General features: G+C 62.9%; 11 protein-coding genes and 1 pseudogene. 8 read left to right on the forward strand and 4 right to left on the reverse strand.

Going from position 1 to position 14,183, the window contains the following annotated elements:
- Positions 1-94: 94 nt before the first annotated feature.
- The 4 genes and pseudogenes from H7C19_RS35455 to H7C19_RS11220 form a co-directional block, all read right to left on the reverse strand.
- A complete protein-coding gene (locus H7C19_RS35455) occupies positions 95-319 on the reverse strand; it encodes a helix-turn-helix transcriptional regulator (protein WP_313731559.1) in 225 nt (74 codons plus the stop codon).
- A gap of 9 nt (positions 320-328) precedes the next feature.
- Positions 329-499, reverse strand: a pseudogene (locus H7C19_RS35690) (hypothetical protein); the annotation flags it as partial.
- A 494-nt stretch (positions 500-993) separates the two neighbouring features.
- Positions 994-1,806: a class I SAM-dependent methyltransferase gene (locus H7C19_RS11215; protein ID WP_313731560.1), complete on the reverse strand. Its 813-nt coding sequence runs from the start codon at positions 1,804-1,806 to the stop codon at positions 994-996.
- Entirely contained in the window at positions 1,803-2,954 is a 1,152-nt protein-coding gene (locus tag H7C19_RS11220; protein ID WP_185142735.1) for a MerR family transcriptional regulator, read from the reverse strand. Before H7C19_RS11220 ends, H7C19_RS11215 begins: the two co-directional genes overlap by 4 nt.
- A gap of 179 nt (positions 2,955-3,133) precedes the next feature.
- On the opposite strand from H7C19_RS11220, the gene ppc reads away from it, so the two are divergent.
- The 8 genes from ppc (at position 3,134) to glmS (ending at position 13,998) form a co-directional block, all read left to right on the forward strand.
- Positions 3,134-5,926 carry a phosphoenolpyruvate carboxylase gene (ppc, locus tag H7C19_RS11225; RefSeq protein ID WP_185142736.1) on the forward strand — a complete coding sequence of 931 codons (2,793 nt, stop codon included), beginning with the start codon at positions 3,134-3,136 and terminating at the stop codon, positions 5,924-5,926.
- Positions 5,927-6,223: 297 nt separating this feature from the next.
- Positions 6,224-6,406: a hypothetical protein gene (locus H7C19_RS11230; RefSeq protein WP_185142737.1), complete on the forward strand. Its 183-nt coding sequence runs from the start codon at positions 6,224-6,226 to the stop codon at positions 6,404-6,406.
- A gap of 13 nt (positions 6,407-6,419) precedes the next feature.
- Positions 6,420-6,977 carry an RNA polymerase sigma factor SigW gene (sigW, locus tag H7C19_RS11235; protein ID WP_376775351.1) on the forward strand — a complete coding sequence of 186 codons (558 nt, stop codon included), beginning with the start codon at positions 6,420-6,422 and terminating at the stop codon, positions 6,975-6,977.
- Between the two features lie 107 nt (positions 6,978-7,084).
- Complete coding sequence (locus H7C19_RS11240; RefSeq protein WP_185142739.1) at positions 7,085-7,693, forward strand: zf-HC2 domain-containing protein; 609 nt, start codon at positions 7,085-7,087, stop codon at positions 7,691-7,693.
- Positions 7,694-7,866: 173 nt separating this feature from the next.
- Positions 7,867-8,700 (forward strand): diadenylate cyclase CdaA, encoded by an 834-nt coding sequence (gene cdaA, locus H7C19_RS11245; protein ID WP_185142740.1) that lies wholly within the window; start codon positions 7,867-7,869, stop codon positions 8,698-8,700.
- Positions 8,693-10,063 (forward strand): CdaR family protein, encoded by a 1,371-nt coding sequence (locus tag H7C19_RS11250; RefSeq protein ID WP_185142741.1) that lies wholly within the window; start codon positions 8,693-8,695, stop codon positions 10,061-10,063. The genes cdaA and H7C19_RS11250 overlap by 8 nt, the downstream gene beginning before the upstream one ends.
- 85 nt (positions 10,064-10,148) lie before the next feature.
- Positions 10,149-11,489, forward strand: a complete 1,341-nt coding sequence (gene glmM / locus H7C19_RS11255) for a phosphoglucosamine mutase (protein ID WP_185142742.1) — start codon at positions 10,149-10,151, stop codon at positions 11,487-11,489.
- A 676-nt stretch (positions 11,490-12,165) separates the two neighbouring features.
- A complete protein-coding gene (glmS, locus tag H7C19_RS11260) occupies positions 12,166-13,998 on the forward strand; it encodes a glutamine--fructose-6-phosphate transaminase (isomerizing) (RefSeq protein ID WP_185142743.1) in 1,833 nt (610 codons plus the stop codon).
- Positions 13,999-14,183: the final 185 nt, after the last annotated feature.

Here is a 14,183-nt window from a genome sequence, read left to right on the forward strand (position 1 = left end):
GGCAAGAGGGTTTTTTGACGTTTTGATCATACTTAGCTCCAGAGATCAGACACGTCATATGGCTATCCTAAGTTGGCTTGTTCTATGACCCGGCTTAGGCGCGCTTGACCGTTCCCCGCGCTTCGCGGTACTGTCCCGACGTCATGCCCTCCTGCTTGCGGAACGACCGAATAAAGTTCTGCGAATTGTTGTACTGCAGCCGAACCGCGATATCCTTCACCGGCATCTCCGTCTCCGCCAGCCACTTCTTGGCCATCTTGAACCGGTAGGCGGCGAGGTATTCGCTGAACGAACAGTTGGTCTCCTTGCGGAATAACACGCTTAGATAGTTCGCGTTGTAATGCAGCGCGGCTGCGCAATCCTCCAGCGTCAGATCCGAATCGTAATGGCGCTGAAACCAATCGATGATCTTCTCCGAGATGTTGTGATACTGCGCATGTTGGCGTTCCTTGAAGACCTGGATGCCCGGGACGAGGACTTGCGTCCACGGCCGCGGTATGAAGGTCCAGCAGCTCTTCGAACAGCGACTGGCGGCCCCGTTGCAGCTGGTTCAAGCGAATCGCGGACTCGAGATAGACGATGAGCGGCTATGCCGGCTTGATCGCTGGAGCGGGACGCGGAGGGGCGGGTGTCTCTGCCGGACATCTGCATCGGCACGTCCGCGGGCGACTACGAGAACAATGTCACCCGCCCGCGAAGCGCCAACGACCTCCACGGAGGAGGGGCTTTCGTGATGGCCTGCACGGCCGTCCACCGGCTGAATGCTTAGGAGGGGCTGCCAATATCGAGGGGCGATGACACGAAGGACCGCGGGGACGAAAATCCCCGGACGGTCGCCGGGCGACGATCCGAAGGACTGCGGGCGATGACACAAAGGACTGCGGGGCGATGACACGAAGGACAACGGGGCGATGACACAAAGGACTGCGGGCAATGACACAAAGGACTGCGGGCGCGGCGATCCACGGACGGTCGCCGGCCCGCCAGCCTTTTTTACGCGAAGGTCCGCCACCAGACGCCCGCGTACTCCGGTACGACGGGCGATCCGCGTTCGGCCGTGCGGTCGCCCAGCTCGTCGCCGAAGAAGAAGCGGGTGAGCCGCTCGGCTTCCTCCGCGTCCGCGAAGGTGTAATCCAAGCGGAAGACGTCGTGCGCGAAGCCGTGCTCGCGCTCGAGCGCGGCGTAATAATCGAGCAGGAAGGCCGGCGGATTCGGCTCCTCGAAGCCGGTGCCCATCGTCTCGAACAGGACGGCCGTGCCGCACGGGCGGAGCACCCTGCGCATCTCCGCGACGATCGCGGCCAGCTGGCCGCCGGTCGGGTCGGCCTCCGCGCTCGTCGAGTAGCAGACGCTCCAGCCCGAGACGAGCAGATCGGCGCTGTCGTCCGTCGCCGGGATGCGCCGATGTTCGCCGACGGCGGTCCGCCAGTTGCGGCTGCCGGCCGCCTGCAGGCGATGCGCGGCGACCCGCAGCATATCCTCTGCCGCGTCGACGGCGAGGATAGAGCGGACGGCGACCGCGAGCGGCACCGTCAACCGGCCGGTGCCCGCCCCCAGATCGATGACGTCCAGGCCCGCGAGCGGGCGGATAGCATTGATGCGTTCGCGCAGCGAAGGCTGCGCGGAGATAAGCTTGTCATACTTCTCGGCTTCATGGCGATAAATGGATTCGTGGTCGGACATGTCGGTTCCCCTCTCTATGTACCTGTTCTCTTCATCAGCTAGGCCGATCGCGCGGCGCACGGGCGCCTCTTCCTCCTGCGCCGTCCGAACCGCGCGTCCGCCGCCGTCTTCGTTCGGCTTCAATCTCCGGGCGGGCCCGGCTCCGCATAGATCATCCAGATGCCGTCGCCGACGCGCTCGGCATCGAACGCGAAGCCGTCGGCGGCCAAGCGCTTCCGCAGCGCCGCCAGACTGACCGGCTCGCCTGGAGCGGTCTGGCGGCCCCGTTCGTTCATGAGGTCGGCGATGACGAGTCGGCCGCCGGGCTTCAACACGCGGCGCTGCTCCGACAGGGCAAGCGCTTGCTGCGTCTCGTCCAGGTGGCGGAACGCGAAGCTCGAGACGACGAAGTCGAACCGCGCGTCCGGGTACGGCACCGAGACGAAGTTGCCTTGCCGTGTCTCGATGCCGGGATACTTGGCCCGACACCGCTTCAGCATCTCCCGCGACTGATCCATTGCCGCCATCTGTGCCCCTTGGCCGAGCAGGCGTCCCGCCAAGTTTCCCGTCCCCGCGCCGAGGTCCAGTCCGTGCTCGCCCGGCTGCGGCCGTATGCGGGCCGCGATGCGCGACAGCGTCTCCTCGTAATGCGGACGAATCCGCGCCGTCGCGTCCGACTGGCCTGCGACCGCCATCCGTGCGGCCTGGAACGGCGCTTCCCCGTCCGCCAGGCCTCCGTCCGCCATCCCGGCGGCCTTGAGCCGCGTTCCCCCGTCCGTCCGCCCTCCGTCCGCCATTCCGGCGGCCTCGGGCTGCGCAGCCGCCGACACCTCGGCATCGTGCCGCGCGGCGCGCCCGTCGAAGTCCCAGCGGTCGACCCAGCCCGACCTCGCCTCCCGCAGCCGTCTAGCCCCCGCCGCCAGCGCGGTCAGCTCGGAGGCCGCCAGGGAGCCAGTGTCGCGCAGCAGGCCGATCAGACGCTCCGTCGTCTCGATCTGCTGCTTCCACTCGAGCCAGCGGGCGTACATCGCGGAGCGCTGCAGCTCCAGCAGGCCGAGCAACTCGTCGCCGTCCCCGGCCTCGATGCGGTCGAGCGCCGCCGCCGTCTCCCCCAGCCCCAGGCCGGCTTCGCGCAAGGCGACGATCGTCTGGAGGCGCCACAGATCCTGCTCCGTGAACCGCCGATAGCCGTTCTCCGCGTCTTTCTCCGGGCGAATCAGCCCTTTCTGCTCATAGAATCGCACCGAGCGGGCGGAGATGCCCAGCTTGGCGGCGACGTCGCGGATCTGCACGCCGATCCCTCCTTCGTCTCCATTGTAAACGTTGACGCAGCGTCAATGTAAAGACTCCGGCCAAACGCGGGTACATAATTTAGGAAGCCCGTCGAAAGGGGCAGATTTTCGGGGCTGTTTGTAGTATGATATTCAGAAGAGTGTTTTTGCGTTGAAAGCCATAGTTTGAGGTGAAGAGGATGACGGAATTGGGGACGGTGAGCCGCACTTCGTCCAACCACTTGCTGCGCCGGGACGTGCGATTCCTGGGCAACATTCTGGGCGACGTATTGGTTCATCAAGGCGGCCGTGAGCTGCTTGACCACGTAGAGAAGATCCGGGAGACCAGCAAGGCGCTGCGCGCCGAGTTCGTGCCCGAGCTATACGAGGAATTCGTTAGCGCCATCAACAACCTGGAACCGGATATCCGGCATCAGGTCATTCGCGCGTTCGCCATCTATTTCCAACTGGTGAACATCGCCGAACAGAACCACCGAATCCGCCGCAAGCGCGATTACGAGCGGTCCGCCGGCGAATCGGTCCAGCCGGGCTCCATCGAGAGCGCGATCCAGGAGCTGAAGGAGAAGAACCTGCCGATCGAAGAGGTGCAGGAGCTGCTGAGCGGCATCTCTCTCGAGCTTGTCATGACGGCCCATCCGACCGAAGCGATGCGACGCGCCGTCCTCGACATCCACAAACGGATCGCCAACGACATGATGGAGCTGGACAACCCTTCGCTGACCTACCGCGAACGGGAGAAGCTGCGCGAGCAGCTGCTGAACGAAGTGCTGACCCTCTGGCAGACCGACGAGCTGCGGGACCGCAAGCCGACCGTCATCGACGAAGTGCGCAACGGCATGTACTTCTTCCACGAGACGCTGTTCAACGTGCTGCCCGACGTCTACGAAGAGCTGGAGCGCTGCCTGGGCAAGTACTACCCCGAACGGAAATGGCACGTGCCGACCTATCTTCGGTTCGGCTCCTGGATCGGCGGCGACCGCGACGGCAACCCGTCGGTCACGGCCAGCATCACGTGGCGGACGCTGCACATGCAGCGCAACCTCGTCATCCACAAGTACGAGACCTTGCTGCGCGCCCTCATGCGCAAGATGAGCTTCAGCACGACGATCGTCGGCGTGTCGGACGAGCTGCTGCGCTCGATCGAGCAGGAGCGGGAGCGCGTCGAGCTGAAGTCGGTCGACCGTTGGACGAACGACAACGAGCCTTATCGCGTGAAGCTCACCTATATGATCCAGAAGCTGCAGAACATGCGCGACGACAAGCTGAAGGGAACGTCCCAGCGCTACCACGCGGTGGAGGAGTTCATCGCGGATCTGGCGCTGATCGACCGCAGCCTGCGCCATCACTACGCCGACTTCGTGGCGGATACGGACCTGAAGAAGCTCGTCCGCCAAGTCGAGCTGTTCGGCTTCCACCTCGCCGCGCTTGACGTGCGCCAGCACAGCAAGGAACACGAGAACGCCATGACCGAAGTGCTCGCGAAGGCGGGCGTGACGGAGAACTACGCGGCGCTCTCCGAGGAAGCGAAGATCGATCTGCTGCACAAGCTGCTCTCCGATACCCGTCCGCTCCTGCACGAGAACGCCGAGCTGACCGATGCCTCCAAGGAGTGCCTCGACGTCTACCGGACGATCTACCGGGCGCAGGAGGAATTCGGCCGGGGCTGCATCTCGAGCTATCTGATCAGCATGACCCAAGGCGCGAGCGATATGCTCGAAGTGATGGTCTTCGCGAAGGAAGCGGGTCTGTTCCGCCGGGCACGGGACGGCTCGATCGTCAGCACGATCCAGTCGGTGCCGCTGTTCGAGACGATCGACGACCTCCACGCCGCGCCGGAGATCATGAAGACGCTCTTCGAGCTGCCGGTCTACCGCGAGACGGTCCGCGCCATGGGCGATCTGCACGAGATCATGCTCGGCTACTCCGACAGCAACAAGGACGGCGGCATGGTGACCGCGAACTGGGAGCTGCGCGTCGCGCTGAACGATATCACGGCGATGGCGAAGAAATACGACGTCAAGCTGAAGTTCTTCCACGGACGCGGCGGCGCGCTCGGACGCGGCGGCATGCCGCTGAACCGCAGCATCCTCGCCCAGCCGCCGCACACGATCGGCGGCGGCATCAAGATCACGGAGCAAGGGGAAGTGCTGACCTCCCGTTATTCGATGGAGGGCATCGCCTACCGCAGCCTCGAGCAAGCGACGAGCGCGCTGGTCAAGGCGGCGTACCTGGCGAAGCAGCCGACTCAGGAGCAAGCCTCCGACGCGGAGTGGGCGGCGATCCTGCCGGAGATCTCCGAGACGGCGCAGACCAAGTACCAGGATCTCATCTTCCGTGATCCGGGCTTCATGACCTTCTTCAAGGAGTCGACGCCGCTGTCCGAAGTCGGCGAGCTGAATATCGGCTCCCGTCCTTCCAAGCGGAAGAACAGCGAGCGCTTCGAAGACCTCCGCGCGATCCCTTGGGTATTCGCCTGGACGCAGAGCCGTTACCTGCTGCCGGCTTGGTACGCGGCGGGCACGGCGTTCGAGCGGTTCGTCGGAGGCGATCCGGCGAAGCTCGAGACGCTGCGCCGCATGTACCGCGAGTATTCGTTCTTCGCCACGCTGGTCGACAATCTGCAGATGGCGCTCGCCAAAGCCGATCTGCTGATCGCCGGCAAGTACGCCGACATGATCAAGGACGACGAGATTCATGCGCGGATCTTCACCCTGGTGGAGGAAGAATACAACCGCACGACGGCGATCCTCCTGCAGATTACGGGACAGAACGAGATTCTCGACAACGTCCCGGTCATCCAGGAATCGATCCGGCTTCGCAACCCGTACGTCGATCCGCTGAGCTACCTGCAGGTTCAACTGCTGACGGAGCTGCGCGAACGGCGGGCGGACGGAGAAGACGACGCCGAGCTGCTTCGCGAGGTGCTGCTCACGATCAACGGCATCGCGGCGGGCCTGCGGAATACCGGTTGATCGAAGGGGACTTGTGGCAACGTATAGCATAAGCATTCAGGCCCGGGTGCTCACCCGGGCCTGTCTTGGCGAAACGGGCGGAATCGGGGACGAGAACAAGTCGCGCAATCGGGCGGGCAGCCTGCTCGCCCTGTTAAGCGCCGCAAGTGACGGCCTCCTGTCCAGCCTGTCGTGTGCCTTCAATCAAGCGCTGGAGCGATTGCGCGCTTCGCTCTCGATTGTCTTGCTTTTTCAATTTGCGTGGATTACCATTTTGCTTGAAAGCATTCGCAGACGAAGATGGCCGGCGGCTCAGGAATGGGCTGCGATCGGTCCATCCTCGTCGGGACGGTGTTGGCCGTCGGGCTTCTGGAGCATGATATCGACGGGATCGACCGCATGGGCTTGCTGTTCGGATGGGGACTCTTGCTCGGATTGTTCGGGACGGCGGTTCCGACGGGAGCCGAGGCCGGCCGGGGCTTAAGGGAAGCGGAGGAGTAGAACGGTGAAGCCAATAGAGACGCGGCTTGCGAGGTTGGCCCGCAAAGGCGACCAGCGGGCGTTCGCGGAGATTGTGGATTTATACAAGGACAAGCTGTTCCATCTCGCTTACCGGATGATGAACAACCGCCAGGAGGCGGAGGACGTCGTACAGGAGTGCTTCTTGCGCGTGTACAAGCATCTGGACCGCTACGACGAGAACCAGAAGTTCTCCACGTGGATCTATCGGATCGCGACGAACCTGTGCATCGACAGGCTGCGCAAGCGCCGGCCGATCTATTCGCTGGACGCGGAGTCCTCGGATCACGAAGGACTGGACGGCTACGCGATGATGCCGAGCGACGACCGCACGCCGGAGAGCGAGCTGCTGCTGTCGGAGACGCAGCAGACCATTCACGAGGCGATCGAGACGCTCCCGGTCAAGTACAAATCCGTCATGGTGCTGCGTTACCTGCAGGATATGTCGCTGCAGGAGATCTCGGACGTGCTCGACATGCCGGTCACGACGGTCAAGACCCGGGTGCACCGGGGGCGGGAGTTTCTGCGGAAAAAGTTGGAGCATAAACTGTAGCGTTGCCTAGCGGGAAAGATGAAACCGCGGAACGCAGCATTACGTACAGTATAGAAGCATTAGCTACGGAGGAACGAACTTCCCCCATGCAGAAAGGGATGGCTCTCATGAAGTGCAGCGATGCCGCGAGGTTGATGCATGAATATCTAGATCAGGAACTGCCGCGCGATCAGTGCAAGCTGCTGCAGCTCCATCTTCGTGAATGTCCGCAGTGCCAGGCCCGGTTCCGCTCGCTGGAGCGGACGGACGCGCTGGCGCATGCGTTGCCCTCCGTGTCGGTCTCAGGCGATCTGACAGACCGGATTATGAAGTCTCTCCCCAAGTCGCGCAAGCCGAAGGTTTGGACCGGCTGGGTTCAACGACACCCGGCCGCATCGGCGGCCGCCTTCTTCCTCATCGTCATGCTCTCGAGCTTCGTCGCGATGTGGAACCAAGACGAGCAGCTCAGCGTCCGAGGGGACTTGGAACATGTGGTAATTAAAGGAAATACCGTCATCGTGCCGGCCGGCCAGAAGGTCGCGGGCAACCTGACGATCGAGAATGGCGAGGCGCAGGTCCTCGGCGACGTCGAAGGCAACTTGACGATCATCGACGGCCATGTCACGCTAGCTTCCACCGCCCATATCGCGGGCAAGGTGAAGACGGTCGATCGCGCGCTGGACTGGGTTTGGTACAAAGTGACCTCATGGTTCGACACCGTCGCTTATGGCTCGTGACCGTTCGAGTGCACGGCGCGGGTGCCGCCCAGAGGCCGACCTCCCTGGACATCGGGGAGGTTTTTTTGTATTCTAGACAGGATTTAGAAGCGCGAGTAGAGAAGACAATATGGATATATCCTAAATGACATGATTCGGGAATCCCGATCGAGACGCCAAACGGGGGGTGCGTCTTGGATTATTTCGAGAATTTGACATGGGCGGGCGCGATCAAGGACGCCGCCGACATTCTAATCGTAAGTTATCTGATGTACCGCATGATCCTGCTCGTTCGCGGCACGCGGGCGGTGCAGCTGCTCAAAGGCATCTTGCTGCTCGTGATTACCTATGCGCTCAGCACATGGCTTAATTTGTACACGCTCAAATGGCTCATGAACCAGATGTTCACCTTCGGAGTCGTGACGATCGCGATCATCTTCCAGCCGGAGCTGCGGCGGGCGCTCGAGCAGTTGGGCAGAGGCAGACTGTTCAGCCGCTCTTCTCCTGTAGACCCGGATATCAGCCATCGGATCAACGAAGTGATGAAGGCCGTTCAATATTTGGCCCGCCGCAAGATCGGGGCGCTAATCGTCTTCGAGCGCAGCACGGGCTTGAACGACTATATCGAATCGGGCATCAAGATGAAGTCGCAGGTCAGCTCGGAGCTGCTCATCAACGTCTTCATCCCGAACACGCCGCTGCATGACGGCGCCGTCATCATGCGGGACAACGAGATCATGGCCGCTGGCTGTTACTTGCCGCTGTCGGAGAATCCCTTCATCAGCAAGGAGCTCGGCACCCGCCATCGCGCCGCTATCGGGATCAGCGAGGTGTCCGACGCGATCTCCGTCGTCGTCTCCGAGGAGACGGGCCATGTCTCGCTGGCGCTGAACGGCCAGATCGTCCGGGATATCAAGGAAGAATCGCTGATCTCCAAGCTGTTCGAGGAGCTGCGTCCGACGAAGGACAAAGCCAAGGGCAGCGGGTGGGCCTTCTGGAAGCGGAAGGAGGAAGGCGACCGTGGATAAATGGCTCAGCCATCCGACCGCGATCAAGATCGTCTCGCTCGCGCTCGGGATTCTGCTGTGGGCGGTCGTTCACTTCGATCCGGAGTCCCGGACGCCGAGCAGCGTCGCGTCGCTGCTCGAGAACCGAACGATCAACGATGTCAAAGTCGTAGCCGTCGGGCTCGACGAACGCAATTATGTCTTGCGGGAAATCACGCCGCAGAAGGTTCGGATCACCGTAAGGGGGACCCGCAACGATCTGGTGGCCGCCCGCACGAGCGACTATACGGTACAGGTCGACTTGGGCAGTCTGACCGCGGGGACGCATACGCTGCCGCTGCGATCGGATCTGCCGAGAGGGATCCAATCGCTCGCCGTCTCGCCGTCCACGGTGACGGTCACGATCGAGGAGCTGCAGACCAAGGAATTCGAAGTGCAGGTCATCCCCGAGGGCGCGCCCAAGGCCGGATACAAGGCGGGAACGCCCGTGCTGCGTCCGACCAACCGGGTGCACGTGACGCTGCCGGCCAGCGAGATGGAGAGAGTGGACCACGTCGGCGCTTCGATCAAGATCGAGGGGGCGGACGCGACTTTGAAGGACAAGACCGTCAAGCTCGTCGCCTACGATGCCAAGGGCAGGCCGATCGAAGGCGCCGTCATCGACCCGGCGGTGCTCGAGCTGGAAGTGCCGATCACGAACCCGTTCAAGACGGTGCCGGTGCGGTTCAAGCTTACTGGCAGCCTGCCGCCCGGTCTCAGCATCTCGGCCTTCCAGCCGGAGACGGACAAGGTGACGATCTACGGGCCGCAGAACGAGCTCGACAAGATCGACTTCGTCGAAGCCGACGTGCGGCTGAATGAATTGACCAAGTCGGGCAAGGTTGCGATACCGCTCGGCGGCTTGAAGAATATAACCGAGATCTCGCCGAAGGAACTGGCGATCAACGTAGAGATCGTCTTGTCCTCGACGCGTTCCCTGCAAGGACTGCCGGTGACGATCAAAGGCTTGGGCGACGGTCTCGTCGCGAAGATCACGGAGCCCGCGACGGGCAAAGTGGACATTACCATGCAAGGCGCGCCGGCAATGCTGGATAAGCTGCAGCCCGGCGACGTGACGGTGGAGGCCGACTTGTCGGGCCGCGGTCCGGGGACCTACACCGTGCCGCTCCGCGTGAGCCTGCCGCGCTTCATCAATCAGACGGGCGGCCATGTGACGATCACCGTCGAGATTGCGCCGGACGTCCCCGCGACCACGCCGCCTGGCGAGAGTCCGACGCCGGACTTGCCTGCGGGCGGTTCGCCGGACGGGACGCCGGCGCCCGGGGACGGCGCGGGCACGGGCGGAGCGGACAGCACGAACGATCAGACGAAGACCGAAGGCTGACTTCCCTCGCGGGAGCAGCTAGCGGTCGGACGTAAGCCGGCTCGTACAGCGGCTAGTAAGCGGATGAAGGAGAAGATACGAGACGATGGGCAAATATTTCGGAACAGACGGCGTACGCGGGGTTGCGAACCGCGAATTGACGGCAGAGTTGGCTTATAAGATCGGCCGCTGCGGCGGCTATGTATTGTCGGGAGGGGCCGCGCGTCCGCGCGTCGTGATCGGCCTCGACACGCGCGTTTCGGGCGCGATGCTGGAGAGCGCGCTCGTGGCAGGGTTGCTGTCCATCGGCGCGGACGTCGTCCGCCTGGGCGTCGTCAGCACGCCTGCGGTCGCCTACCTGACCCGCACGCTGGGCGCGGACGCGGGGGTCATGATCTCCGCCTCGCACAACCCGGTGGAGGACAACGGCATCAAGTTCTTCGGCGGCGACGGCTTTAAGCTGCTGGACGAGAAGGAAGCGGAGATCGAGCGCCTGCTCGACGCGGAGGAAGACGCGCTGCCGCGCCCGATCGGCAAGGACCTGGGCACGGTGCAGACGGATCTCGCCTTGAAGCGGCGCTACGTGGACTTCTTGAAGACAACGGTATCGGCGTCGTTCAAGGGGATCAAGATCGTGCTCGACTGCGCGCACGGCGCGGCGTTCGAGCTCGCGCCCGCGGTATTCCGCGAGCTGGGCGCGGAGGTCGTCGCGATCGGCGCGGAGCCGAACGGGCTGAACATCAATGACGGCGTAGGCTCGACGCATCCGGAGCTGCTCGCGGAGCAGGTGAAGGCGCACGGCGCCGATCTCGGGCTGGCGTTCGACGGCGACGCCGACCGCCTCATCGCGATCGACGAGAACGGCGAGGAGGTCGACGGCGACTTCATCCTGCTCATCTGCGGCGACGCCATGAAGCGGGCGGGCAAGCTGAAGCACGACACGATCGTCACGACGGTCATGGCGAACATCGGCTTCTTCAAGGCGGCCGAGCCGCTCGGCCTGCGGACGGCGAAGACGGCGGTCGGCGACCGCTACGTCATGGAGGAGATGGTGCGCGGCGGCTACAACCTCGGCGGCGAGCAGTCCGGGCACGTCATCTTCCTCGACCTGAACACGACCGGCGACGGCATCCTGTCCGGCCTCCAGCTCGTGGACACGGTCGTGGCCTCCGGCAAGAAGCTCGGCGAGCTGCGCAAGGCGATGCGCAAGTTCCCTCAGGTGCTCGTGAACGTCCGCGTAGCCGACAAGTCGAAGTACGAAGGCAACGCCGCCATCGGCGCAGCCGTAGCGGCCGCTGAGGCCGCGCTCGGCGACAACGGCCGCGTGCTCGTGCGTCCGTCCGGTACTGAGGCGCTGATCCGCGTCATGGCGGAGGGGCCCGACCGCGCGGAGATCGAAGGTCATGTCGGCGCGATCGCCGACGTCATTCGCCAAGAACTGGTCTAATTCCATTTATGACTCGTCCCCGGTGCCCGGCGCATCGGGGACTTTCTCTTTATCCGCGGGCGGTTCGCGTCTGAGTCCAAGGATCGGAAACCATGGGGCGATGGGCTTGGCAGACATGCGGCAATAGATGCAGTTTCAGGAAATTGTGCCGACAGAGGTTGCAAGGCATTTTCAAAACGAATATGATAGGGAGTATATTCTGGAACGGAGAGGCAGGGCTGCAGGGGAAGAAGCACGAAAAGCGCCAGAACTTGTCGCCTGACATGGGGCAAGTTGACGAGGTGGAGGTGTTCGGAAATGTTCGGCGGGGACCTCCCGGCCCGCATCGGGGCCGACAGCCGGAAGACAAAGCGTTCAGGGCAACCGAGCGTACAATATTCCGGTACGGTGCAGAATAAACCATGAAGGTCCATGGATTCGCGAAGAGTCGACATCGACTCATCCGCGAGCATGGGCGTGAGAAGTTATGCAATGCAATGTCCGGCGGACCGGAATCCGGTCGCTTGCGGACATGTCGTGAGGGTGATGCGACGAGGCTGACGGCTTCTACGGGAAGCGTCCAGGCGCTCTGCGCATGACCCCTGGTTTCATACGGCTTGTAGAAGGCATGCGGCTTGGTTTCGGTTGCCGGTACGTCCTTGGGACGTTCACAACTGAAACGGAGGTCTATTTCAATATGTGTGGAATCGTAGGTTATATCGGATATCGGGAGACCCAGCCCATCTTGATCGAAGGGCTGAAGAAGCTGGAATACCGCGGGTATGATTCGGCGGGCATCGCCGTGCATACGGGCCAGAAGCTCGAAGTGACGAAGACCGTCGGCCGTCTGGCCAACCTGGAGAACCGGCTGACGGGCGAGCCGCTGTACGGCACGGTCGGCATCGGGCATACGCGATGGGCGACGCACGGCAAGCCGTCCGACGTCAACTCGCATCCGCACACGGACAACTCGCTGAAGTTCTCCGTCGTGCATAACGGCATCATCGAGAACTACCTGGAGCTGAAGGAAGAGCTCGTGCAGGCGGGTCACCGCTTCCTGTCGGAGACGGATACCGAAGTCATCTCCCACCTGGTCGCCGTGGAGTACGAAGGCGACATCGTGAAGGCCGTGCAGAAGGCGGTCCGCAAGATGCGCGGCGCGTTCGCGCTCGGCGTCCTGACCGAGCATGAGCCGGACCGCCTCGTCGCGGTCCGCTACGCCAGCCCGCTCATCATCGGCGTGGGCGAAGGCGAGAAGTTCATCGCGTCGGACATCCCGGCGATTCTGGAGTACACGCGTGACATCTACATCCTCGAGGACGGCGAGATGGCGGTGCTGACGCGGGACGGCGTCGAGCTGCTGACGATCGAGGGCAACCCGATCGCGAAGAACGTCTTCCACGTCGACTGGGATCTCATGACCGCCGAGAAGGGCGGCTACGATCACTTCATGCTAAAGGAGATTCACGAGCAGCCGAAGGCGTACCGCGACACGATGCGCGGACGGATCAGCGAAGACGGGCGCTCCGTCGTTCTGCCGGAGCTGAAGGTGACGCCGGAGCATCTGCGCGGCATCAACCGCGTGCATATCGTCGCCTGCGGCACCGCGATGCACGCCGGCATGGTCGGCAAGACGGTCATCGAATCACTGGCGCGCCTCCCGGTCGAGACGGACGTCGCATCCGAGTATCGTTACCGCTCGCCGATCATCACGCCGGAGACGCTCGTCATCGTCGTGAGCCAATCCGGCGAGACGGCCGACACGCTGGCCGCGCTGCGCGAAGCCAAGCGCTGCGGCGCGCGCGTGCTGGCGATCACGAACGTCGTCGGCAGCTCGGTCGCCCGCGAAGCGGATGATGTCATCATCACCCTGGCGGGGCCGGAGATCGCCGTCGCTTCGACGAAGGCGTACACTTCGCAGCTGATCGCGTTCTACCTGTTCGGCCTGTATCTGGCGCAGACGCGGGGCACGAAGAGCGAAGCGGATATCGCGCACGTGCTGGCCGCGATGGACTCGCTACCGGAGCAGGTGGAGAAGATCCTCGCGCAGGCCGAGACCGTGAAGGGCATCGCCGAGGCGATCTCGAAGCACAGCAACCTGTTCTTCATCGGCCGCGGCATCGACTACGCCGTCGCGCTCGAAGGCTCGCTGAAGCTGAAGGAGATCTCGTATATCCACTCCGAGGCGTATGCGGCGGGCGAGCTGAAGCACGGCACGCTGGCGCTGATCGAGGAGGGCGTCCCGGTCATCGCGCTGCTCACGCAGGAGGATCTGTACGAGAAGACACTTAGCAACATTAAGGAAGTGAAGGCGCGCGGCGCCGACGTGCTCGGCATCGTCAACGAGGGCCACGAAGCCGAAGTGGCGAAGTCGGTCGATACCCACTTCGCCATTCCTCGCACGCTGCCGCTGCTCACGCCGGCCCTGTCCGTCGTGCCGCTGCAGCTGCTGTCCTACTACGCTTCGCTGGCGCTGGGCCACGACGTGGATAAGCCGCGGAACCTGGCGAAGAGCGTGACGGTGGAGTAAGTTTACCGCGTTAACCTCTTCTAATGTCTGATGATAAAAAAGTCGTGAACCAGTAAAAAGTCATGAACCAGTAAAAAATGTCGTGAATCAGTAAATAAAGTCGTGAACCAACTATGTCAGTCCCGATGATGCAAGCGCTCATCGGGACTGTTTTTATTTAAAGGGGGTAATTCGAATCGAAACAT

The sequence above is a fragment of the Cohnella nanjingensis genome, assembly GCF_014212125.1.
GTDB lineage: Bacteria > Bacillota > Bacilli > Paenibacillales > Paenibacillaceae > Cohnella > Cohnella nanjingensis.

Coding starts and splice junctions, on each gene's coding strand:
- ppc (WP_185142736.1), top strand. CDS start 3,134: ATGACGGAATTGGGGACGGTGAGCCGCACTTCGTCCAACCACTTGCTG.
- H7C19_RS11230 (WP_185142737.1), top strand. CDS start 6,224: ATGGGCTGCGATCGGTCCATCCTCGTCGGGACGGTGTTGGCCGTCGGG.
- H7C19_RS11240 (WP_185142739.1), top strand. CDS start 7,085: ATGAAGTGCAGCGATGCCGCGAGGTTGATGCATGAATATCTAGATCAG.
- glmM (WP_185142742.1), top strand. CDS start 10,149: ATGGGCAAATATTTCGGAACAGACGGCGTACGCGGGGTTGCGAACCGC.
- glmS (WP_185142743.1), top strand. CDS start 12,166: ATGTGTGGAATCGTAGGTTATATCGGATATCGGGAGACCCAGCCCATC.